The sequence below is a fragment of the Phycicoccus sonneratiae genome (assembly GCF_016887965.1).
Lineage (GTDB): Bacteria > Actinomycetota > Actinomycetes > Actinomycetales > Dermatophilaceae > Phycicoccus > Phycicoccus sonneratiae.
On sequence record NZ_JAFDVD010000012.1, the window covers coordinates 42771 to 63711 of the forward strand.

Below are 20941 nucleotides of genomic sequence, written 5' to 3' on the forward strand. Positions count from 1 at the left end.
GGGAGGCACACGCCGCCACCGGGGCGGCCCCACCTCGGCGGCCGTGGCTCCCCCCACTGCCTTCCGTCATCCCGGCCGCCGACCTGCCTGCGGGCACCCTGGCCCTCGTCGACGAACCCGAGGCCCAGCGCCACACGCCGTGGGCCTGGGACCCCGGGGTGCCGCTCTGGCGCGTGGTCGGCCGGCCCCGCTCCGGGCGGTCGACCGCGCTGCGTGCCCTCGTCCACGCCGCAGCCGCCCGCGAGGCGCCCGACCGGCTCCACGTGCACGTCCTCACCACCGACGTCACGGCCTGGCCGCGCGCCCTGCCGCACCTCGGGACGGTGGCCGGGGTGGGTGACGCGCGGGCCGTCGGCGCACTGCTCGACCACCTGGCCGCGCCGGTCGGCCCCGGCTCCCCGCGACGCCTGCTCGTCGTCGACGGATGGGACCAGCTCGTCGACGCCGAGGACCGCGGACCGCGCTGCCCCCCTCCGAGCGGGTCATGCGGCTCGTGCGCGACGGCGGCGAACGCGGCACCTCGTGCGCCGTCGCGGGTGGGCGCGACCTGCTGCGCCCGCGCTGGTCCGGCCTCGGCGGGGAGGTGCTGCTCCTCGGGCCGGGCGACCCGCTCGACCTCGCCCTTCTCGGCACCCACGCCCCCGGTCCGGGGCCCACGGCCGGCCCGGGTCGCGGGCTCCGGGTGCGCGACGGGCGGGAGGTGCAGGTCGTCGACCCCGGCTCGGCACCCGCGTCCCCCGCGCCGCTCGGCGAGGTCGCCCCCTGGACCTACCGACCCCTGCCCGCCCGCGTCGGCCGCCGGGACCTCGGCACCGACCCGGCAAGGGGCTGGCTCTTGGGCGCCCTCGCCCCCGACAGCACCCCGTGGACGTGGCGACCAGAGGCACACGGCCGGCGACTCCTCGTCCTCGGACCGACCGGCTCCGGCCGCAGCACCGCCCTCGCGACGCTCGCGCGCTCCGTGGCCGAGGGCGGGCGCCCCGTCGTCCTCGTCGGTGCCCACGGCCCGGCCGGAGGCACCGGCCGGTCCGGGGTGGAGCAGCTCGGGCCGGACGACGCCGACCGGCTCGTCGCGCTGCGGACGGCGCACCCCGACCTCGTGGTCCTCGTCGACGACGCCGACCGGCTCGACGACGCCCCGGTCCGGCCGGTCCTCGAGGAGGTCCTCGACCTCCTCGTCCGTGACGGCGGGGCAGCGGTCGTCGCGGCGAGCGCCACCGCGCTCGGCTCACGGTTCCGTGGCCTCGACGTCACCGTCGCCCGCTACGGCGCCGGCGTCCTCCTGCGGCCCCGAGCGGACGACCTGGCGCTGCTCGGCCTCCCCCGCGCCGACCTCGCCGCGTCACCCGACGACCCGCCGGGACGGGGGCTGCTCGTGCTCGACGGACGGGCGGCGCCCTTGCAGGTGGTCGTCGACGACCCGTCGGGCGCGGGCGTCGAACCGGCGGGTGGGCCGGAGGTCATTCCGGGTCGTCGAACTCCACGTCCGGAACCCGCGCGATGAGCGCCGCGCCGAGGGTGGCCAGGGCGAGGACGAGCACGAGCCAGCCGAGCCCGGTCCTCTCCGCCTGGAGCAGGCTGATGCCCACCGGCACGAGGAGCAGGTCCCAGACGATGGTCGGCGTCCGGGGCCAGCGGCGCTCGCCGAGCCACCCCCGGGCCAGCAGGCCGAGGCCCACCGCGCCGAGCGCGATGACCGCCGCCGACATCACGACCCGGGTCGCGTCGCTGCCCTCCCCGACGGCCAGCTCGTAGACGTAGAAGACGGCGAACCCGAGCAGCGCGAGGGCCTGGACGGCGCAGAGGACGGCGGCCGCCCGTCGGGGGCCGGCGGCCGGCGCGGGAGCGGCGTCGAAAGGCGGGAGCGGAACCACCGTCGCAGCGTAGGCGAGCGATACGATCGCGCGTCGCGTGGTCCTCCCCCCACCCCCGGGAACACGCGACCCCCGTCCACCCGTTGAGCCGGAGTGATCACCGACACCCGGAACGACGGGGGGTATCCCCTAGCCGCGATTGGGTAGGTCACGGTAGAGTAACGCCACGGACGTCTGTGCGTAACACGTCCGCCACAGGGGTGCAACGGCGCGCCCGTGCACCGCCAGACCCCACCCCTCCGGTCATCCGGTGCCCACGACTTCCCGACGTACCCCACACCAAGGAGCCCCATCCATGGACTGGCGCGACCGCGCTGCCTGCCTCGACGAGGACCCCGAGCTGTTCTTCCCGATCGGGAACACCGGCCCGGCGATCGCTCAGATCGAGGAGGCCAAGGCCGTCTGCCGTCGGTGCGAGGTCCTCGACACCTGCCTCAAGTGGGCCATCGAGTCCGGCCAGGACGCCGGCGTCTGGGGCGGCATGTCCGAGGACGAGCGCCGCGCCCTCAAGCGCCGTAACGCCCGCGCCCGCCGCGCCGGCTGACCGCTCCCCCGCTCCTCAGCGCGGCCCCACCGGCCGCAGCGTCGCGACGAACTCCACCCTCGTCCCCGAGGGCTCGTTCGGCTCCCACCGGATCCGTCCGCGCAGGTCCTGCACGAACGAGGTGACGATCCGCGTCCCGAGCCCGGCCATCCCCGGCCGGAACCCCGCCGGCAGCCCGGCACCGTCGTCGGTCACCGTCACCCGCAGCTCGTCCCCGGCGTCGGCCGGCCGCCGCTCCACCCCCACGGTGATCGTGCCGTCGCGGTCGGCGAGGCCGTGCTCGACGGCGTTCTGCACGAGCTCGGAGATGATCATCGCCAGCGCCGTCGCGTCCTCGGCCCGCACCCGCCCGAACGAGCCCTCGAACCGCGAGTCGACGTGGTGCTCGCGGGTGGCCACCTCGACGACCGCCCGCAACCCGCGGAGGGCGATCTCGTCGAAGCTCACCGTCTCGTCGAACCCGGTGCTCAGGGTCTCGTGGACGAGGGCGATCGTCGCCACCCGCCGCACCGCCTCCTCGAGCGCCGCCTTCGCGTGCTCCTCCGGCGCCCGCCGCGACTGCAGCCGCAGCAGCGCCGCCACCGTCTGGAGGTTGTTCTTCACCCGGTGGTGGATCTCGCGGATCGTCGCGTCCTTGGTGAGCAGCTCCTGCTCGCGCCGCCGCAGCTCGGAGACGTCGCGCAGGAGGATCATCGCCCCGGTCCGCACGCCGGCGATGGTCAGCGGGATGGCCCGCATCGTCACCGTCGCGTTCGCCGTCTCGACCTCGGTGCGCCACGACGCCCGGCCCATGACGACGACGGCGAGCGACTCGTCCACCGCCCGGCCGCTCTCGGTCGCCAGGTCGGCGACGACCTTCGCGAGGGTCTCCCCCACGACGTCGCCGACGTGCCCGAGCCGGTGCACCGCCGAGACCGCGTTCGGGCTCGCGTAGCGCACCACCCCGTCGCCGTCGAGGTGGATGACGCCGTCCCCGACCCGCGGCGCGCCGCGGCGCATCCCGGTCGGCGCCGACGGTGACGGGAACTCCCCCGTCGCGACCATCCGCAGGATCGAGTCGGCGAGGTCGCGGTAGGTCAGCTCGAGCCGGCTCGGGGTGCGACCGCCCGTGAGGTTCGTGTGCCGCGTGAGGACCGCGACGACCCGGTCGCCGCAGACCACGGGCACGGCGTCCTCGCGGATCGACATGTCCTCGCGCACCGTCGGCACCGGGGCGGCGACCATCCGGCGCTGCTTGGCCGCGTTGTCGAGCATCGCCGCCCGCGAGCGGGTCGAGGAGCGCCCGACGATGTCGTCGTAGAAGACCATCGGCCCGGTGTTCGGGCGGACGTGGGCCACGGCCCGCCAGCCGTCCATCCCGCCGCGCACCCACAGCACGAGGTCGGCGAAGGACAGGTCGGCGACGAGCTGCCAGTCGCCGACGAGCAGGTGCAGCCACTCGGACTCGGCCGGCTCGAGGTCGGTCGTCGTCCGCAGCATCTCGGCCAGCGTGCTCACGCGGCCGAGCCTAGGTCACCGGCCGGTCAGCTCGACGAGCCCACCCGGATGACGGAGCGCAGCGTGCGCAGGGCCACCGAGAGCGCCGCGATGTTCGGGGCGTCGAGCCGCTTGAAGCCCGAGAGCGCCGAGGCCGCCCGCTCGACCGACTCCGCGTTGGCCTGCCGCCACGCCGTGTACTGCGCCGCGGGGTCGCCGGCGTCGGCGCCGGTGCCCGCGCTCGTCTCGATGACCGAGCGGGTCAGCGCCTCGAGCACGGCGTACAGGTCGTCGCGCAGCGCGCCGCGGGCCAGGGCGTCCCACTGGTCCTCGCGCGGCAGGCGGGTGACCTTGCCGAGCATCGTGTCGATGCCGAAGCGCTCGGAGACGAGGTAGTACAGCGGCGCGACGTCGGTGGGCTCGCGCCCGGTGTCGGTGGCGATGTCGACGATGTCGAGCAGCGAGTACTGGTCGAGCAGCGAGGCGGCGTGCTGGGCGAGGTCGGCCGGCACCCCCGCCTTCTCGAGCTCGCCGGCCCGCCGGTCGAGGCGCGAGCGCTCCTCGCCGCGCAGCAGGTCGGGCACGGTCGGCGCGAGCTCGCGGACGACGCCGGCGAACCGCTCGATCTCGGCGCCGATGTCGAGCGTGGCCGGGCGCGCGGTGAGGAACCAGCGCACGGCCCGGTCGAGGAGCCGGCGGAACTCGAGGTAGAGCGCGGTCTGGGCGGCGGTGGGCACGACGTTGTCGAGCTCCTCGACGCGCCGGACGAAGTCGGCGAGCCCGAAGACCTCGCGGCAGACGACGAAGGCACGGGTGACCTGCTCGGGCGCCGCGCCGGCCTCCTCCTGGGACCGGTAGGCGAAGGTGATGCCGCCGCGGTTGACCATCGAGTTGACGACCGAGTTCGTGACGATCTCGCGGCGCAGCGGGTGCTCCTCGAGCTCGCCCGCGTACCGCTCGCGGATCGGCGGCGGGAAGTACTCGGCGAGGGTCGTCGCGAACCACGGGTCGTCGGGGATGGCGCTGGCGAGGATGTCCTCCTTGAGCGCGAGCTTGGCGTACGCGACGAGCACCGAGAACTCCGGGCTCTTCAGCCCGAGACCGTTCTGGGCGCGCTTCTCGAGCTCGGCGTCGGTGGGGAGGAACTCGAGCGCCCGGTCGAGCAGGCCGCGGTCCTCGAGCCAGTGCATGAAGCGCTCGTGGACGGTGACCATCGCGTGCTCCTGGGCACGCGCGTTGCCGAGCAGGACGTTCTGCTCGTAGTTGTCGCGCAGCACGTGGTCGGCGACGTCGTCGGTCATCGAGGCGAGCAGCTCGTTGCGCTCCTCGAGGGTCAGGGCGCCGTCGCGCACGACCTCGCCGAGGAGGATCTTGATGTTCACCTCGTGGTCGGAGGTGTCGACGCCGGCCGAGTTGTCGATGGCGTCGGTGTTGACGCGCACGCCGTGGAAGGCGGCCTCGATGCGACCCAGCTGCGAGAGACCGAGGTTGCCGCCCTCGCCGACGACCTTGACCCGCAGCTCGTGGCCGTCGACACGGATGCCGTCGTTGGCGCGGTCGCCGATGGACAGGTGGTCCTCGGTGGAGGCCTTGACGTAGGTGCCGATGCCGCCGTTCCACAGCAGGTCGACCGGCGCGAGGAGGATGGCGTGGATGAGCTCGGCGGGCGTCATCGTCGTGACGGACGCCGGCAGGCCGAGCGCCTCGCGCATCTGCGGCGTCACGGCGATCGACTTCAGCGAGCGCGGGAACACGCCCCCGCCCTCGGAGATCAGCGAGCGGTCGTAGTCGTCCCACGAGGAGCGCGGCAGGTCGAAGAGCCGGCGGCGCTCGGCGAACGACTGTGCCGCAAGGGGGTTCGGGTCGACGAAGACGTGCCGGTGGTCGAACGCCGCGACGAGCCGGATGCGCTCGGAGAGCAGCATCCCGTTGCCGAAGACGTCGCCGCTCATGTCGCCGACGCCGACGACGGTGAACTCCTCGGACTGGGTGTCGACGCCCATCTCGCGGAAGTGCCGCTTGACCGACTCCCAGGCGCCGCGGGCGGTGATGCCCATCGCCTTGTGGTCGTAGCCGGCCGAGCCGCCGGAGGCGAAGGCGTCGTCGAGCCAGAAGCCGTACGACTGCGCGACACCGTTGGCGATGTCGGAGAAGGTCGCCGTGCCCTTGTCGGCGGCGACGACGAGGTACGGGTCGTCGCCGTCGTGCCGCACGAGGTGCTCGGGCGGGACGATGGTGCCGGAGACGCGGTTGTCGGTGAGGTCGAGCAGGCCGGAGATGAACATCCGGTACGCCGCCTTGCCCTCCTCCATCCACGCCTCGCGGTCGGCGGCGGGGTCGGGCAGCTGCTTGGCGTAGAAGCCGCCCTTGGAGCCGGTGGGCACGATGACGGCGTTCTTGACCATCTGTGCCTTGACGAGGCCGAGGACCTCGGTGCGGAAGTCCTCGCGCCGGTCGCTCCAGCGCAGGCCGCCGCGGGCCACCGGGCCGAAGCGCAGGTGCACGCCCTCGACGCGCGGGCTGTAGACCCAGATCTCGAACTGCGGTCTGGGAGCGGGCAGGTCGGGCACCTTGCGCGGGTCGAGCTTGAGCGAGACGTACGCGTGGTGCTCGGCGCCGTCACGACCCGGCTGGTAGAAGTTCGTCCGCAGCCCCGCCCGGATGACGCCGAGGAAGGCCCGGATGATGCGGTCGTGGTCGAGGCTCGACACGTCGTCGAGGGCGTCGAGGACGCGCTGCGCGGCCTCCTCCTCGGCGGTGGCCCGACCGTCGCGGCCGGCCTCGTCCTCCTGCCAGACCGTGGGGTCGAAGCGCGTCTCCCACACGTCGACGAGGTCGCGGGCGATGGCCGGGTGCGCCACGAGGGCGTCCTCGAGGTAGTCCTGCGAGTACGTGGCCCGGGTCTGGCGCAGGTACTTCGCCACGGTGCGCAGGATGACGACCTGGCGCCAGGTGAGGTGCGCCCCGAGGACGAGCTTGTTGAAGCCGTCGGACTCGGCCCGGCCGTCCCAGACCGCGGCGACCGCGCCCTCGAAGAGGTCGCGCAGCTGCTCGTGCGGGCAGGCGTCCCAGATGGCGCTGTCGGTGACCCGCAGCCCGAAGTCGTAGACGTGGAGGTCGGCGCCGTCGGCGCGCTCGACCGCGAACGGCTGCTCGTCGACGACCTCGACGCCCATGTGCGTGAAGATCGGGAGGATGTCGGTGAGCGACAACGGGTCGACGCGGAAGAGCTTGAAGCGGCGGATGTCGTCGGGGGCGTCGAGCGGCCGGTAGAGGGCGACGCTCGTGCCCTGGTCCGGGCCGAGCCGGTCGAGGTGGCTGATGTCGGCCATGCCCTGCACGACCGAGAACGACTCCTCGTACGCCGTGGGGAACGCGCGGCCGAAGCGGTCCATCAGGCGGTCGCCGGCCTCCTCGCCCTGGGCCTGGTCGAGGGCGTCGCCGAGCCGGTCGGACCACGTGCGGCTGGTCTCGACGAGGCGCTGCTCGAGAGCGTCTCGCTCGGCGCGGTCGAGGGTGCGCACACGCTTGCCCTTGGCGACCCGGACGACGAACTGCAGTCGGGCGAGGGCCGACTCGCTGACCCGGGCCGCGAACTCTACCTCCTCGCCGCCGAAGGTGTCCTTGAGGATGTCGGCCATCCGGGTGCGCACGGCCGTGTTGTAGCGGTCGCGCGGGATGAAGACGAGGCACGAGGCGTAGCGCCCGAAGTCGTCCTCGCGGATGAAGAGCTTCGTGCGCCGGCGCTCCTGGAGCTGGGTGATGGCCAGCGCGGTCTCGTAGAGCTGGTCGACGCTCGCCTGGAACAGCTCGTCGCGAGGGTAGGCCTCGAGGACACCGAGCAGGTCCTTGCCGGTGTGGCTGTCGGGGGCCAGCCCGGAGCGCTCGAGGACGGCCTCGACCTTCTCGGCGACGAGCGGGACGCGGGTGACCGACTCGGTGTACGCGGTGGAGGCGTAGAGCCCGAGGAAGCGCCGCTCGCCGACGACCGCGCCCGACGCGTCGTGGGTCTTGACGCCGACGTAGTCGAGGTGGGCCACCCGGTGCACCGTGGACTTCGAGTTGGCCTTCGTGAGCACGAGCAGGTCGGGGGCGTGCGCGATGGCCGACGCCTCGTCGGTGAGCACCTCGGGCGGCGCGCCGAGCGGCGGGTCGGCCCGCAGCAGGCCGAGGCCGGTGCCGGTGACGGGCGAGATGACCTCGCCCTCGGGGGTGCGGTCGAGCGTGTACTCGCGGTAGCCGAGGAAGGTGAAGTGGTTGTCGGCCATCCACCGCAGGAAGCGGGTGGTCAGCGCGACCTCGTCCGGGGAGGCGTCGGGCGGTGCGCTGCCCTCGAGCTCGGCAGCGAGCACGAGGCAGCGGCTGCGCATCTTCGGCCAGTCCTCGACCGACTGGCGCACGTCCTCGAGCACCGATCGCACGGTGCGCTCGAGCTCGGCGCGGCGCTCCTCGTCGCCCTCGCGGTCGACGGAGAGGAGCATCCACGACTCGGCGAGCTCGCCGACGGCGCCGCTGCGGAACGACTTCGTGATGTCGCGGTTCTCGACCGACTGCAGCTCACCGACGGCGTCGCGGACGACGACGAGCTGCGGGTGGATGATCAGGTGGATGTCGATGCCGGCCTGGACGAGGGCGCCGGTGACGGAGTCGACGAGGAAGGGCATGTCGTCGGTGACGACCTGGATGATCGTGCGCGGGTTGGACCAGCCGTCGGTCTCGGTGGAGGGGTTGTAGACCCGGACGTTGGCGGTGCCCGGGGGTCGGGTGCGCGCGAGGACGAGGTGGCTGTGCGCGACGCCCGCGAAGGTCTCGGCGTCGCGGGAGGTCAGCTCGTCGAGGGGGGTGTGCCGGTAGTACCGCTCGACGAACTCCCGCCCCCACCCGTCCGGCGCGAGCTCCTCGTACGCTGCCGCGATCGGGGCGAGGACGTCCTCGCGGGAGGTGGCCGGGGCGGTCGACATGGTGCGGTCGCACTCCTTCGTCGGGGGTCGCCGCGGTGGCGGCGGGCCACGTCCTCGTGGCCTCGACCGAGCCTATCGACCCGGGCCGCCCCGGTGGTCCGCGGGGACACCGCCGGGTGTCTCGTCCACGGGACGGTGGCGCCGGTCAGCGCGCGACGACGTCGAGCGTGGTCAGCGTGGGGTCGGCGGCGTAGGCGATGCGGCTGCCGGCGGCCCGGGCGGCCTCGAGTGCGTCGAGCGCCTCGGTCGTGACCAGCTCGCCGGGCGCGAGCACGGGGATGCCGGGCGGGTAGGGCGCCACGAGCTCGGCGGCGACCCGGCCGACCGCCGCGCGCAGCGCCACCCGCTCGCGGTCGGCGAAGAAGGCGTCGCGCGGTGAGCGGGCGGTGACCGGGTCGACCGACCACACCCCGGACGGGGAGGTCGGCCGGGGGCTCCCCCGGTGGCGGGCCAGCGACCGCTCGAGAGCCGTCGCCAGGGCGTCGAGCCCCTCGGGGGTGTCGGCGAGCGTGACCATCGCGACGAGGGTGTCGCGGTCGGCCATCTCGAGCGGCATCCCGGCCGCGACGAGGTCGGCCTCGACCCGCGTGCCGTCGGCCCCGGTGCCCGGGAGCACGAGCACCAGGCGGGTGGGGTCGACCCCCGGGCCGTCGAGGACGACCAGCCCCTCGACGCGGGCCAGCCGCCGCCGGACCGCGGCGACCGCGTCGACCACCCCACCGAGCAGGGCCGCGCCGTCGCGCTCGAGGAGGGCGCGGGCGGCGTCGGTGCTCGCGAGGATGGCGCCGGCCGGGCTCGTCGTCGCGGTGGCCTCGACCGCGGCGTCGAGGCGGGCGGGGTCGATGCGGCCCGAGCGCGCGAGCACGAGCGCCGCCTGCGACACCGCCGGGAGGGCCTTGTGCGCGCTCGTGACGAGGGCGTCGGCACCGGCGGCGAGGGCGTGCGGCGGCAGGTCCGGGTGCCAGCCGAGGTGGGCGCCCCAGGCGGCGTCGACGACGAGCGGGACGTCGTGGGCGTGGGCGACCTCGGCGAGCCCGGCGACGTCGCCGACGGTGCCGACGTAGGACGGGTCGCCGACGAGGACGGCGACGGCGTCCGGGGCGCGGCCGAGGGCCTCCTCGACGTCGGCCGGCGCGACGCCCGTCGGCAGGCCGTGGGCGGGGTCGACGCGGGGGCGGACCCAGACCGGCTCGAGTCCGGCGAGGACGAGCCCGAGCAGCATCGACCGGTGCAGCGTGCGCGCGACGACGACCCGCTGCCCCGGCCGCCCGACGGCGAGCGCGAGGGCCTGGTTGCCGTGCGTCGAGCCCCCGACCGAGAAGCGGCAGAGGTCGACGCCCCAGGCCCGCGCCGCCCGGGCCTCGGCGTCGGCCAGCACGCCGCGCGAGAGCTGCATCGTGTCGAGCCCGGCGTAGAGCGGCACGTCGCCGGCCACGACGTCGCCGACGAGGTCGAGCCGGCGCTTGTGGCCGGGGATGGTGAAGGGCGAGGGATCCTGCTCCTGGAAGCGCAGCCAGGCATCGAGCAGCGGTGCGTCGGACCGCAACCCGCGCGGGTCAGTGGCCACAGCCGACCGTCCAGCTCTCGACGGCGGCGACGACCGCCGTGGTGAACGCGCGCAGCTGGCGCAGGTCGAGCCACTCGTCGGCCGCGTGCAGCCCACCGCCCCCGGGCCCGCAGACGACCGTCGGCACCCCCGCCTCCTGCCAGAGCGGCGCCTCCACCCAGTAGGGCGCGTCGAGGGGGTCGGCCGGCGACGCGTCGCCGAGGGCGGCGTCGAGCGCGTCGGCGAGGTCGGCGGCCGGCCCGGAGCCGTCGAGACGCCACGGGGCGCGGGCCACGACCGGTCGCGCGGTCGCCGTGACGGACGGGTCGTCGGCACGGAGCCGGTCCAGCAGGACCTGCACCTCGGCGAGCGCGCCGGCGGGGTCCTCCCCCGGGACGGTCCGCCGCTCGACGACCGCCTCCGCGTGCTGCGCGAGGACGAACGGCGACTCGCCGCCCCGGACGACCGTGACCATGAGCGACCCGCCGGACGGGACCAGCGCGCGGTCGCGGTCCTCGACGGCCGCGAGCAGCCGACCGAGGTGGGCGACGGCGTTGACCCCCTCCGCGGGCTGCGACGAGTGCGCCGCCCGGCCGGTGAACCGCACCTCGACGAGCGCGTAGCCCCGCAGCGAGGTGGTGCGGGCCAGGCCGGTCGGCTCGGCGAGGAGCGCGACGTCGGGGTGCAGGTCGAGCCCGGGCAGCGCGGCGAGGACGGTCTCGGTGCCGAGGCTCGCGTCCTCCTCGTCGGCGACGAGCGCGAGGACGACCCGGCCGGGTGCACCCCGGCGGGCCAGCTCCTCAGCGGCGACGACGAGCCCGGCGACGCCACCCTTCATGTCGGCGGCGCCGCGGCCGGTCATCCGGTGCCCGTCGACGCGCGGGACGAACGGGTCGTCCATCCCGGCGACCCCGACCGTGTCGACGTGGCCGGTGAGCACGACCGTCGGGCCGGGCGGGCCCGCCGGGCCGACGGCCAGGAGGCTCGGGCGGTCGGGGTGCCCCGCGGGGTGGTGGACGGTGGTCTCGAACCCCGACGCCGCGAGCCGCGAGCGCAGGTGCTGGACGACGCCGGCCTCCCCCGCGGCGCCCGGCACGAGGCCGGGGTTGACCGAGTCGAGGGCGACGAGCGCGGCGGTGAGCTGCTCCGCCTCGGCGCCGAGGTCGATCGCTCCGGGGGCCACGGCGCCGACGCTACTGGGCCTGTGGGCAACCCGGCAGGCGGGCGCGCCATCCGGGCTACGGTGGCCGGGTGCCTCCCGGCCCCGACCCGCTGCGCGCCCGCGCCGCCACGAGCCGCCTCGACGCCCTGCGCGACACGCTCGCCGCGGCGGAGGACGACGTGCTCGCCAGCCTCGTCGTCACCGGCGAGCCCCGCCCGCAGCGGGTGCTCGACGACTGGCTCGACCAGGTCGTCGACACCCTGCGGGCCCTCGGGGAGGCCGCCGACGAGGTGGCCGCCGCGCTCGCCCCCTTCGCCGGCACGCCGGGGTCGTCGGGCGAGGACCTCGGGTCCACCGGCGGCGCCGCTCCCGTCGAGCGCGAGGTCCGGCCGTGACCACCGTCCCCGGCGACCCCGCCTCGCTCTCGGCCTGCGCGGCGACGACCGCCGCGGTCGGGCGCCGGCTCGACGCCCTCGCGCAGGCCCTCGGGCCCGAGGTCGCCGCGCTCGGCGAGGGCTGGCCGGGGCGCGCCTCCGTCGCCACCCGGCGGCGGGGCGGCGGGCTCGCCGACGCCGGAGCGGCCACCGCCGACGAGCTGGTCCGGGTCGCGGGCGTCCTCCAGGACCAGGCGAGCGACCTCGCCGACCTGCTCGCCCGGGCGCGGGCGGTCGAGGAACGCGCCGAGGCGGCCGGGCTGGTGGTGCGCGACGAGCGCGTCGTGCCCGCGTACGGGGTGCGGGGCGAGGCCGACGCCGCTGCCCAGCGGGCGCTCACCGAGCGGGCCACCGGGCTCCAGGCCGAGCTCGACCTCGTCCTCGCCCAGCACCGGCGCCGGCGCGACTTCGTCCTCGGCGTGCTGCGCGAGTCGACCGACCGGCTGGCCGCGCTCTCCCACGGCCTGCGCCACGGGTGAGAGGATCGCCCGGACCGGAACCCCCCGCGGAGAGGACGACCCGAGTGCGACTCACGAGGCGCGAGCAGCTGCCGGCCGGCCCGGAGGAGGTCTACGCGGTGCTCACGGACCCGGCCTTCCAGGAGGCCAAGTGCGCGGCGACGACCGACGGCGGGGCGTACTCCGCCGACGTGACGCCGACCGCGACGGGCCATCGGGTCCACACCTCCCGCGAGCTGCCCGCCGACGGCCTGCCCGACGTCGCCCGCTCCTTCGTCGGGGCGACCCTCACCGTCGTCGAGGACTACGAGTGGGGCGCTGCGGGTCCCGACGGGACGCGCGAGGCCGCGGTCGACCTCCACGTCAAGGGCGCCCCGCTGACCCTCAAGGGGGTGCTGCGCCTCGAGCCGGATGGATCGGGGTCGGTCGAGGTGCTCGACGCCGAGCTCAAGGCCAACGTCCCGTTCGTCGGCGGGAAGATCGAGAAGGCCGCGGCCGAGCCCATCGGGGCCGCCATCGGCGTCGAGGTCGAGCTGCTCCGCGAGCGCCTCGGCGGCTGACCCGTCCTCCTCAGCCCATGTGCGGGTAGCGGTGGTCGGTCGGGGGCACGAACGTCTCCTTGATCGAGCGCGTCGAGGTCCACCGCATGAGGTTGGCCGCCGAGCCCGCCTTGTCGTTCGTCCCGGACGCCCGGCCGCCGCCGAACGGCTGCTGGCCGACGACCGCGCCGGTCGGCTTGTCGTTGACGTAGAAGTTGCCCGCGGCGAACCGCAGCCGCTGCGTCGCGTCGGCGATCGCCGCCCGGTCCCGGGCGATGACCGCCCCGGTCAGCGCGTACGGGGCGATCGACTCCATCTGGTCGAGGACCTTGTCGTACTGGCGGTCCGGGAAGACGTGCACGGCGAGGATCGGGCCGAAGTACTCCGTCGAGAACATCTCGTCGGTCGGGTCGCTGCTCTCGACGACGGTCGGGCGGACGAACCATCCCTCGGAGTCGTCGTACCGACCGCCGGCGACGACGTCGAGGTGGCTCGTCGCGTGCGCCCGGTCGATGGCGGCCTGGTGCTTGGCGAAGGCCCGCTCGTCGATGACGGCGCCCATGAAGTTCGACAGGTCGGTGACGTCGCCCTGGGTCAGCGACTCGGTGACGGCGACGAGGTCGTCCTTGATGACCTTCCACACCGAGCGGGGCACGTAGGCCCGCGAGGCCGCCGAGCACTTCTGGCCCTGGAACTCGAAGGCGCCGCGGACGAGCGCGGTGCGCAGGACGTCGGGGTCGGCGCTCGGGTGCGCCAGCACGAAGTCCTTGCCGCCGGTCTCGCCGACGATGCGGGGGTGGTGCCGGTAGGACGTGAGGTTCTCGCCGATGGTCCGCCACAGGTGCTGGAAGGTGGCCGTCGAGCCGGTGAAGTGCAGGCCGGCGAAGTCGGGGTGCGAGAGCGCGACGTCGGAGACCGCGACGCCGTCGCCGGTGACGAGGTTGACGACGCCCGGCGGCATCCCGGCCTCCTCGAGCAGCTCCATCGTCAGCTGCGCGGCGAGCTGCTGGGTCGGCGACGGCTTCCAGACGACGGTGTTGCCCATGAGCGCCGGGGCGGTCGGCAGGTTGCCCGCGATGGCCGTGAAGTTGAACGGCGTGACGGCGTAGACGAAGCCCTCGAGGGAGCGGTGGTCGCTGCGGTTCCAGACCCCGCGCGAGTTGGCCGGCGGCTGCTCCTCCATGATCTGGCGGGCGAAGTGGACGTTGAAGCGCCAGAAGTCGATGAGCTCGCAGGCGGCGTCGATCTCGGCCTGGTAGGCGGTCTTGCTCTGGCCGAGCATCGTCGCGGCGTTGAGGCGGGCGCGCCACGGGCCGGCGAGCAGGTCGGCGGCCTTGAGGAGGATGCCGGCGCGGTCGTCGAAGGAGAGGTCGCGCCAGCCGGGGGCGGCGGCGCGGGCGGCCTCGACGGCGGCGGTGGCGTCGGCCTTCGTCGCGCCCTTCGAGACGCCGAGGACCTTCCGGCGGGCGTGCGGCTGGCGCACCTCGAACCGCTTGCCACCGCCCATGACGCGCTTCCCGCCGATGGTGTGCGGCAGCTCGTGGCGCACCGAGCCGAGCTCGGCGAGGGCCACCTCGAGGGACGCGCGCTCCGGGCTGCCGGGGGCGTACTCGAGGACGGTCTCGTTGGTGGGGGCGGGGACGTGGGTCACAGCGTCCATGGGGTGGGCACCTCGCTCGGGTCACGACGACGGATTCCCGCCCACTCTCGCGTCCGGCGCTCCCCGGACGCAACTCGCGCAGGTCGCCGCGGTGGCCTCAGCCGGTGACGAGCGCGCGGACGGCCCCGAGCTCGGTGACGTCGTACCAGAGCAGGTCGGCGGTGCCCGTGCCGCCGGGCTCCTCGTCGACGTGGAACGACACGACGCGGTTGCCGGCCACCGGCGCACCCACCTCGACCCGCGAGGGCACGTCGGGACGCTCCGGCACCGACACGACCGCCGCGTCGACGTCGGCGGCCGCGACGACCCGACGGGACCCCGCCGCCCGGAGCGAGGCCTCCTCGGTGGCGGCGACCCACGCGTGGTGCTCGAGCTCCTCCTCGTCGGTGGTCAGCCCCGGCCGGCCGAGCGCGGGGGTGACGCCGTGCGCGGCGAGCGGTGCCGGGCCGAGCCCCCGGCCGGCCGCGAGCGCGTCGAGGTCGTCCGTCGTGAGCGGGAGGTAGACGCGGGTCAGCGGCATCGGCGCATCCTTCGGTCGGTTCTCACGGGCGGCGTCCCCGGGGTCTCGGGGCGTCGAGGAGCTCCTGGAGCGCGTCGACGAGCCCGCGGCCGAGGACGTCGGCGTCGGGCATCGCGTCGCGGTCGGCGTAGAGCCCGTAGTAGACGCCGCCGTCGTAGGAGGTGAGGCCGATGGACAGCGCCTGCCCGGCGCCGAGCGGGGTGACCGGGTAGGTGGAGACCATCTGCGCGCCGTCGGCGAACAGCGGTGTCTGGGGCCCCGGCACGTTGGTGATGACGACGTTGTGCAGCCGCCGCGACACCATCCCGCCGAGCCGGGCGCCGAGCGCGTGCAGCGTCGGCGGGGCGAAGCCGCCGACTCCGGCGAGTGCCTCGGCGGACACCGCGCGGCGTCCGCCCCCCTCGGTCTGCTGGCGCATCGAGAAGGCGATCTGGTGCAGGCGCATCGACGGCTTCGGTTCTCCGACAGGCAGGTCGACGAAGCAGGCCGTGACCTCGGGGCCCGGAGGGGCGTCCTCGCCGACGTCGACCGAGCGCACCGAGACGGGCACGAGGGCGCGGACGGTGGTGCCGGGGTACACGGGCTCGCCGCGGGTGAGCAGCCACGAGCGGAACGCGCCGGCGACCGTGGCGAGCACGACGTCGTTGATCGTCACCTCGTCGGCGAACGAGCCCTGCCCGAGCCGCGAGCGGACCGAGCGGTAGTCGTCGAGGTCGGTGCCGACCATGACGTAGCGCCGCGCCCGCCCGACCGAGGCGTTGAGCGGGGACTCCGGTGCCGGACGGGTGGAGACCCGGGCCAGGGTCGAGAGCACGTCGCCGGCGACCGAGGCGACCTTCGAGGCGGTGCGGGTGACGTCGTCGACCCCGGAGCGCACGGTGTCGACGAGCTGGCTCGGCGTGCGCACGACGTCGGCGAGGGCCCCGACGAGCAGCTCGGCGGAGGTCGGCTCGGGCTTCGGGCGCCAGGTGGCGAGGACGCCGTCGGCTCCCCCGGGGTTGCCGTCGACGAGCACCCCGCCGATGTCGACGCCGTGCACGCCGTCGACGAGGCTGTGGTGGCTCTTGGTGATGATCGCGAACCGGTCCTCGGCGAGGCCCTCGACGAGGTAGAGCTCCCAGAGCGGGCGGGAGCGGTCGAGGGGGCGCGGCTGGATGCGCGCGACGAGCTCCTCGAGCTGCTCGTCCGAGCCCGGCCGCGGCAGCGCGCTGCGCCGCACGTGGTAGCCGATGTCGAAGGACTGGTCGTCGACCCAGACCGGGTTGCCGAGCCCGCCGGGCACGGTCTTGATCCGCTGCCGGTAGCGCGGGACGTAGGCGATCCGCTCGCTGATGAGGTCGACGAGCCGCGCGTAGTCGAAGCCGCCGTCCGGCACGTCGAAGACCATGACCGAGCCGACGTGCATCGGCGTCGTCGCGTCCTCGAGGCGGAGGAAGGACGTGTCGAGGGCGCTCAACCGGTCGGTCACGGGTCCATCGTGTCAGACCCGCACCCGCCGCCGACGGCCGTGGCGGTCGGCCGCGGAGGTGTCGGCGCACCGCTCGTCGAGCTCGGCGGCGACCGCGCCGAGCGCCGTGACGAGCGGTGAGCGGGGGCGCACCTCGGTGAGCGCCCGACCGGTGAGGACCGCCTCGTCGCAGTCGTCCGGCGCCCAGGGCAGCATCCGCACCTCCTCGAGCCCGGCGAACCGCCCGAGGACCTCGCGGATGGTGCGCTCGGGGCGCGGGCCGGCCGCCGAGGCGCGCACCTTGTTGACGAGGACGAGCGGGCGCGGGCACGGCAGGACCGCGACGTCCTGGACCCCGCGGACGAGGCGCTGGAGCCCGACGGGGTCGGCGGCGCCGACGACGACGAGCCGGTCCGCGGCCTCGAGCGCGGCGAGGGTGGCGGCGTTGCGCCGCGGCGCCGCGGTGTCGTAGCTGAGCTCCTCGTCGTCCTCGAGCGCGAACCCGGTGTCGACGACGACGTGGTCGACGACGCCGCGGGCCAGGCGCAGGACGTCCTCGACCGCAGCCGCGCGCAGCTCGGGCCAGCGGTCGGCGCGCGGCAGCCCGGTGAGGACGCGCAGGCCGGGCAGCGCCTCGGGCGCGAGCCGGGCCAGGCCGGGGACGTCGAGGCTCCCCTGCTCGGAGGCCCGGGCGGCCGCCGCGACGCCGGGTGCCTCGTCGACGAGCCCGAGCAGCTGGGCGACCGACGCGCCCCAGGTGTCGAGGTCGACGAGCAGGGTGCGCACCCCCGAGCCGGCCAGCCGGGCCGCGAGCGTGACGGCGACCGTGGTGCGGCCCGGCGCACCGGTGGGACCCCAGACGACGGTGACGGGGGTCGGGACGCGCGGGTCCGGGGGCGGCAGCGGCTCGTGGTCAACGGGGCCGGCGGTGCCGGCGGTGCCGGCGACCGGGCGCGAGGTCGTGGCGTCGGCGAGGGCGACGAGCGCCGCGGCGACGACGTCGGCGCCGTCCCCGGGGTGCAGCAGCGTCGCCACCCCGAGCTGGCGCAGCCGGCGCTCCCCCTCCTCGTCGTCGGGCGCGGCGAGCCCCGCGACCCGCACGCCGTGGCCGGCGAGGTGGCGCAGCGCGTCGCGGTCGAGGCCGCGCAGGTCGGGCGAGACGACGGCCACGCGGGCGACCCCGGCCGCCCCGGTGGAGAGGAGCTCGGCGAGGTCGGCGCACCGCCGGACGAGCTCGATGCCGGACGCGGCGCCGAGGACCTCGACGAACGCCGCCTCGTGGCGGTGGGTGAGCGCGGTGAGGACGGTGGTCACGAGCCGCCGCCCGGGACGGGGACGAGGGTGATGCGTGCCCCGACGTCGACGTCGGCAACGAGGCCGCGGACCGCGTCGCGCGGCACCATGACCCGCACGGCCCGGGTCTGCTCGGCCCCGGCGAGCACCGAGTCCTCCTCGGCGACGGCGACGACCGCCGCCCGCTCGAGCACGCGCTCGGGGCCCTGCAGCCTGACCACCCCCACCGTGGTGCCCTCGACGGGGCGGTTGACGTAGACGTCGACGAGCGCGCCGCGCCGCAGCGAGGCCGCGGAGGTGGCGTCGACCTGGAGCGCGACCTGCTGGCGGTCGACCGTCGCGGCGGTGCCGACGCTCGAGCGCGGCACGAGCTCGCCGGCCCGCAGGTCGCGCAGCGCGTAGGCGTCGGCGGGCAGCGGGGCGTCGGCCGGGAGGTAGGCCGCCGTGCCGTCACCGAGCTGGACGCGGACGACGGTGACGTCGTCGGCGGTGAGGGGCTGCCCGGGCGCGACCGCCCCCGCGGCCGCGTAGACCGGCACGCGGCGGTCGGCGCGGGCCACGACGAGGGCGCCGAGGACGGTGGAGACGACGACGAGGAGCACCCCGACGAGCAGCCGCGAGTCGCGCCAGGACGGGGCCCGCAGCCGGGAAGCGGTGGGTGTCGGGAGCTCGCTCATGGCCGCGATCCTGCCCGACCGCGCGGACCCCCGCCCGCCGAATCCGTGAGCCTGTGGATGACGCCTGCCGGACCCCCTGCCGTGGGTGGCACACTGTGCGCGTGCCGCGACGCTTCATCCCGCTCACCGAGGTCTCCGAGATCCTCGACGTGTCCGCCGCGCAGGCCTACGCGCTCGTCCGCAGCGGCGACCTGCCGGCCATCAAGGTCGGGGGCCGGGGGCAGTGGCGGGTCGAGACGAGCGAGCTCGAGAGCTACATCCAGCGGATGTACGCCGAGACCCGCGAGCTCGTCTCCACGCGCACCGACACCGAGGACCCCGCGGCCGGCGACGACACCGCGCCCGCCTGAGCCGGCGCCCGGCGTCGGGCCGGCTCAGCGCCGCGACTCCACCGCCCGCAGCGCGCCGAACGGCACGGTGAGCAGCCGGCGCACGTTCTCGCGCCGGCGCGGCTCGCCCTCGGGGTGCTCGGCGAGGACGAGGTGGTCGGCCCCGACGACGTCGACCGTGCCGACGATCGGCGGCCCGGCGGCGAGGTCGAGGGCCACCGTCGCCCGGTCCCGCGCGAGGGCCCGCAGCGCGTAGCCGAGTCCGAAGCGACGCGCCGACCGGGCCGGGTCGCCGTGCGCGGTGAGCCCCTCGACCGTGACGACGCCGGCGCGGGGGACGAGCACCTCCCGCAGCCCACCGGCCACGAGGAGCCACTCGTCCCCGACGTCGGTGAGGGTGCCGGTGACGACGCGGCCGCCCGTCAGCGCCACCGCGACCGGCGAGCCGACGCCGCCGGCCAGCCGCGCGGTGAGGTCGACGAGCGCGCGCTCCCTCCGGGTCCGCTCGGCGACCTCGCTGTCGAGCTCGCGGCGCTCCTCGGCGGCCAGCTGGCCCTCGAGGTCCGCGAACAACCCCTCCCACCTCATGGATGCACAGGGTACGCACGACCCTTGCCGGTGTCGGACCGACCGTCTAGTGTCCTCGTCATGCAAACCGCACCAAACAGCACCAAACGCATGTTTCTGCGATTCATCGTCTCCCTCGCCACGCTCGTGGCGGCGGGCGGGTGCGCCGCGGGTCTCTCCGTCGTGCTCGGGTCGACGCTCGCGGCGGCGCTGCGCGGGGCGCCGGTCGAGGCCGCCGACGTGCTGCTCGCCCTCGTGGCGGCGCTCGGCCTCCTCGGGCTGGCGTGGCTGGCGCTCGGGGTCCTCCTCGAGGCCCTCGCGCGGGTGCCGGGCGTGGTGGGCCGGTTCGCGCGCCGCGCCTCGGCCGCGCTCTCGCCGTTCGTCGTCCGCCGGGTCGCAGCCGTCGTGCTCGGGGTCGGCGTCGGCGCCACCGGGGTCGGCGCCGGGGGTGCGGTCGCCGCACCCGCCCGGGCCGTCGGTACGGTCGTCGCCGGGGCGCTCGCGCCGTCGGCCGGCCCGCCCGTGGTGCTCGCGGCGGCCGACCCCCTCCCCGACCCGGGGTGGCGGGTCGAGCCCGACCCCGGGTGGACGCCGCGGGCGCCCGCCGTGCGGCCTCAGCCGGACGTCTCGGTCGTCAGCGGACGCGGCCCGGCGGCCCGCGACGCCGACGGCGTGGTCGTCGTGCACCGCGGCGACACCCTGTGGTCGGTCGCCGCCCGGCACCTCGGCCCTGGCGCGTCCGACGCGGAGATCGCCGAGCAGTGGCCGCTCTGGTACGCCGCCAACCGCGACGTCGTCGGTCCCGACCCCGACCTGCTCCTGCCCGGTCAGGTGCTCCGGGCCCCGTCGGCGGTCGTGTCGTGAGCCGGGCGCCGCTGCACGTCGCGCCACCGGTGCGTCCCCTGCCCCCCGCCCTGCCGCTCCACGAGGCGGTCCGCCGGGCCCGGGCCGCCGACCCCGCGGCGCGGCGGGTGCCGGGCTACGTCCAGGACGCCCTCGCCGTCGACTTCTCGTGCGCCTCCGACGACCAGGTCTTCGGGCCGCAGCGCACCACCCGCTCGGACCTGCCCGACCCGGTCGAGTGGGCGGCGCGGATGGCGCACGCCCTCCTCGAGGTGATGACCGGCGCCCGGCCCGCGCCCCAGGTCGTCCGGTGGACCACCCCCGAGGTCTACGCGGTCGTCGCCCGCCGCGGCGCCCTCGTCGCCCGCCGCGCCGCCGACGGACGCTCCGGCCGGCGGCACCGGCTCACCGTGCGCCGGGTTCGGGTCTGCGAGCCGGTCGACGGGGTCGCCGAGGCCGCGGTCGTCGTCCAGGACGGCCCGCGGGTGCGCGCCGTGGCGCTGCGGCTCGTCGGCCAGGACGGCAAGTGGCGGGTCAGCGCCCTCCAGGTCGGCTGAGCCGCGCACGACCGCGGGCCGCACCCTCGCGTGGAGGGTGCGGCCCGCGGTCGT

At 75.8% G+C, this 20941-nt stretch carries 19 protein-coding genes; 8 read left to right on the top strand and 11 right to left on the bottom strand.

The window, feature by feature from the left end; translation table 11 throughout:
• The first annotated feature begins 484 nt into the window (after positions 1-484).
• A complete protein-coding gene (locus JQN70_RS20040) occupies positions 485-1504 on the top strand; it encodes an ATP-binding protein (RefSeq protein WP_239111435.1) in 1020 nt (339 codons plus the stop codon).
• Here the strand turns inward: JQN70_RS20040 and JQN70_RS20045 are convergent.
• Positions 1461-1874 carry a hypothetical protein gene (locus JQN70_RS20045; protein WP_239111436.1) on the bottom strand — a complete coding sequence of 138 codons (414 nt, stop codon included), beginning with the start codon at positions 1872-1874 and terminating at the stop codon, positions 1461-1463. The two genes, JQN70_RS20040 and JQN70_RS20045, sit on opposite strands and share 44 nt — an antisense overlap.
• Before the next feature lie 295 nt (positions 1875-2169).
• Between JQN70_RS20045 and JQN70_RS10905 the strand changes: the two genes are divergently transcribed.
• Complete coding sequence (locus JQN70_RS10905) at positions 2170-2418, top strand: WhiB family transcriptional regulator (RefSeq protein WP_030527568.1); 249 nt, start codon at positions 2170-2172, stop codon at positions 2416-2418.
• Between the two features lie 15 nt (positions 2419-2433).
• On the opposite strand, the gene JQN70_RS10910 is transcribed toward JQN70_RS10905, so the two are convergent.
• The 4 genes from JQN70_RS10910 to JQN70_RS10925 form a co-directional block, all read right to left on the bottom strand.
• Positions 2434-3915, bottom strand: coding sequence for a sensor histidine kinase (locus tag JQN70_RS10910; protein WP_204131369.1), 1482 nt, complete (start codon positions 3913-3915; stop codon positions 2434-2436).
• 26 nt (positions 3916-3941) lie between these two features.
• Complete coding sequence (locus JQN70_RS10915; RefSeq protein ID WP_204131370.1) at positions 3942-8855, bottom strand: NAD-glutamate dehydrogenase; 4914 nt, start codon at positions 8853-8855, stop codon at positions 3942-3944.
• Between the two features lie 145 nt (positions 8856-9000).
• Positions 9001-10422, bottom strand: a complete 1422-nt coding sequence (locus JQN70_RS10920) for an aminotransferase class I/II-fold pyridoxal phosphate-dependent enzyme (RefSeq protein ID WP_204131371.1) — start codon at positions 10420-10422, stop codon at positions 9001-9003.
• Positions 10412-11584, bottom strand: coding sequence for a M20/M25/M40 family metallo-hydrolase (locus tag JQN70_RS10925; protein ID WP_204131372.1), 1173 nt, complete (start codon positions 11582-11584; stop codon positions 10412-10414). The genes JQN70_RS10920 and JQN70_RS10925 overlap by 11 nt, the downstream gene beginning before the upstream one ends.
• 68 nt (positions 11585-11652) lie before the next feature.
• Between JQN70_RS10925 and JQN70_RS10930 the strand changes: the two genes are divergently transcribed.
• From JQN70_RS10930 to JQN70_RS10940, 3 genes are read left to right on the top strand one after another with little or no spacing between them, the layout of a single operon-like run.
• The gene (locus JQN70_RS10930) at positions 11653-11958 is read left to right on the top strand and encodes a hypothetical protein (RefSeq protein ID WP_204131373.1); all 306 of its coding nucleotides are present in this window, start codon (positions 11653-11655) and stop codon (positions 11956-11958) included.
• Positions 11955-12476, top strand: a complete 522-nt coding sequence (locus JQN70_RS10935) for a hypothetical protein (RefSeq protein WP_204131374.1) — start codon at positions 11955-11957, stop codon at positions 12474-12476. The genes JQN70_RS10930 and JQN70_RS10935 overlap by 4 nt, the downstream gene beginning before the upstream one ends.
• Before the next feature lie 44 nt (positions 12477-12520).
• Complete coding sequence (locus tag JQN70_RS10940) at positions 12521-13015, top strand: DUF2505 domain-containing protein (protein WP_204131375.1); 495 nt, start codon at positions 12521-12523, stop codon at positions 13013-13015.
• 10 nt (positions 13016-13025) lie between these two features.
• Here the strand turns inward: JQN70_RS10940 and pruA are convergent, their stop codons facing one another.
• The 5 genes from pruA to JQN70_RS10965 form a co-directional block, all read right to left on the bottom strand.
• Positions 13026-14654: an L-glutamate gamma-semialdehyde dehydrogenase gene (pruA, locus tag JQN70_RS10945; protein WP_204131376.1), complete on the bottom strand. Its 1629-nt coding sequence runs from the start codon at positions 14652-14654 to the stop codon at positions 13026-13028.
• Between the two features lie 97 nt (positions 14655-14751).
• Complete coding sequence (locus JQN70_RS10950) at positions 14752-15174, bottom strand: DUF6912 family protein (protein ID WP_204131377.1); 423 nt, start codon at positions 15172-15174, stop codon at positions 14752-14754.
• A gap of 22 nt (positions 15175-15196) precedes the next feature.
• On the bottom strand, positions 15197-16642 hold the full coding sequence (locus tag JQN70_RS10955) for a WS/DGAT/MGAT family O-acyltransferase (RefSeq protein ID WP_204131378.1): 1446 nt from the start codon (positions 16640-16642) through the stop codon (positions 15197-15199).
• A 12-nt stretch (positions 16643-16654) separates the two neighbouring features.
• A complete protein-coding gene (locus JQN70_RS20915; protein ID WP_204131379.1) occupies positions 16655-17935 on the bottom strand; it encodes a CpaE/TadZ family protein in 1281 nt (426 codons plus the stop codon).
• On the bottom strand, positions 17932-18591 hold the full coding sequence (locus JQN70_RS10965) for an RcpC/CpaB family pilus assembly protein (RefSeq protein ID WP_204131380.1): 660 nt from the start codon (positions 18589-18591) through the stop codon (positions 17932-17934). Before JQN70_RS10965 ends, JQN70_RS20915 begins: the two co-directional genes overlap by 4 nt.
• Positions 18592-18692: 101 nt before the next feature.
• Here JQN70_RS10965 and JQN70_RS10970 point away from each other — a divergent pair, with 101 nt between their 5' ends.
• Positions 18693-18941 (top strand): helix-turn-helix domain-containing protein, encoded by a 249-nt coding sequence (locus JQN70_RS10970; RefSeq protein ID WP_204131381.1) that lies wholly within the window; start codon positions 18693-18695, stop codon positions 18939-18941.
• A 24-nt stretch (positions 18942-18965) separates the two neighbouring features.
• Here JQN70_RS10970 and JQN70_RS10975 read toward each other — a convergent pair whose 3' ends face one another.
• On the bottom strand, positions 18966-19508 hold the full coding sequence (locus JQN70_RS10975) for a hypothetical protein (RefSeq protein WP_204131382.1): 543 nt from the start codon (positions 19506-19508) through the stop codon (positions 18966-18968).
• Positions 19509-19598: 90 nt separating this feature from the next.
• On the opposite strand from JQN70_RS10975, the gene JQN70_RS10980 reads away from it, so the two are divergent.
• Together JQN70_RS10980 and JQN70_RS10985 are read left to right on the top strand one after the other, a co-directional pair.
• Entirely contained in the window at positions 19599-20351 is a 753-nt protein-coding gene (locus tag JQN70_RS10980) for a LysM peptidoglycan-binding domain-containing protein (protein WP_204131383.1), read from the top strand.
• Positions 20348-20887, top strand: coding sequence for an Rv3235 family protein (locus JQN70_RS10985; RefSeq protein ID WP_204131384.1), 540 nt, complete (start codon positions 20348-20350; stop codon positions 20885-20887). Before JQN70_RS10980 ends, JQN70_RS10985 begins: the two co-directional genes overlap by 4 nt.
• Positions 20888-20941 lie beyond the last annotated feature (54 nt).

Excerpts from the sequence above, each read along its gene's own strand:
- JQN70_RS10950 (WP_204131377.1), bottom strand. The coding sequence starts at position 15,174 with ATGCCGCTGACCCGCGTCTACCTCCCGCTCACGACGGACGACCTCGAC.
- JQN70_RS10975 (WP_204131382.1), bottom strand. The coding sequence starts at position 19,508 with ATGAGGTGGGAGGGGTTGTTCGCGGACCTCGAGGGCCAGCTGGCCGCC.
- JQN70_RS10965 (WP_204131380.1), bottom strand. The coding sequence starts at position 18,591 with ATGAGCGAGCTCCCGACACCCACCGCTTCCCGGCTGCGGGCCCCGTCC.
- pruA (WP_204131376.1), bottom strand. The coding sequence starts at position 14,654 with ATGGACGCTGTGACCCACGTCCCCGCCCCCACCAACGAGACCGTCCTC.
- JQN70_RS20040 (WP_239111435.1), top strand. The coding sequence starts at position 485 with ATGCGGCTCGTGCGCGACGGCGGCGAACGCGGCACCTCGTGCGCCGTC.
- JQN70_RS10905 (WP_030527568.1), top strand. The coding sequence starts at position 2,170 with ATGGACTGGCGCGACCGCGCTGCCTGCCTCGACGAGGACCCCGAGCTG.
- JQN70_RS10980 (WP_204131383.1), top strand. The coding sequence starts at position 19,599 with ATGTTTCTGCGATTCATCGTCTCCCTCGCCACGCTCGTGGCGGCGGGC.
- JQN70_RS10915 (WP_204131370.1), bottom strand. The coding sequence starts at position 8,855 with ATGTCGACCGCCCCGGCCACCTCCCGCGAGGACGTCCTCGCCCCGATC.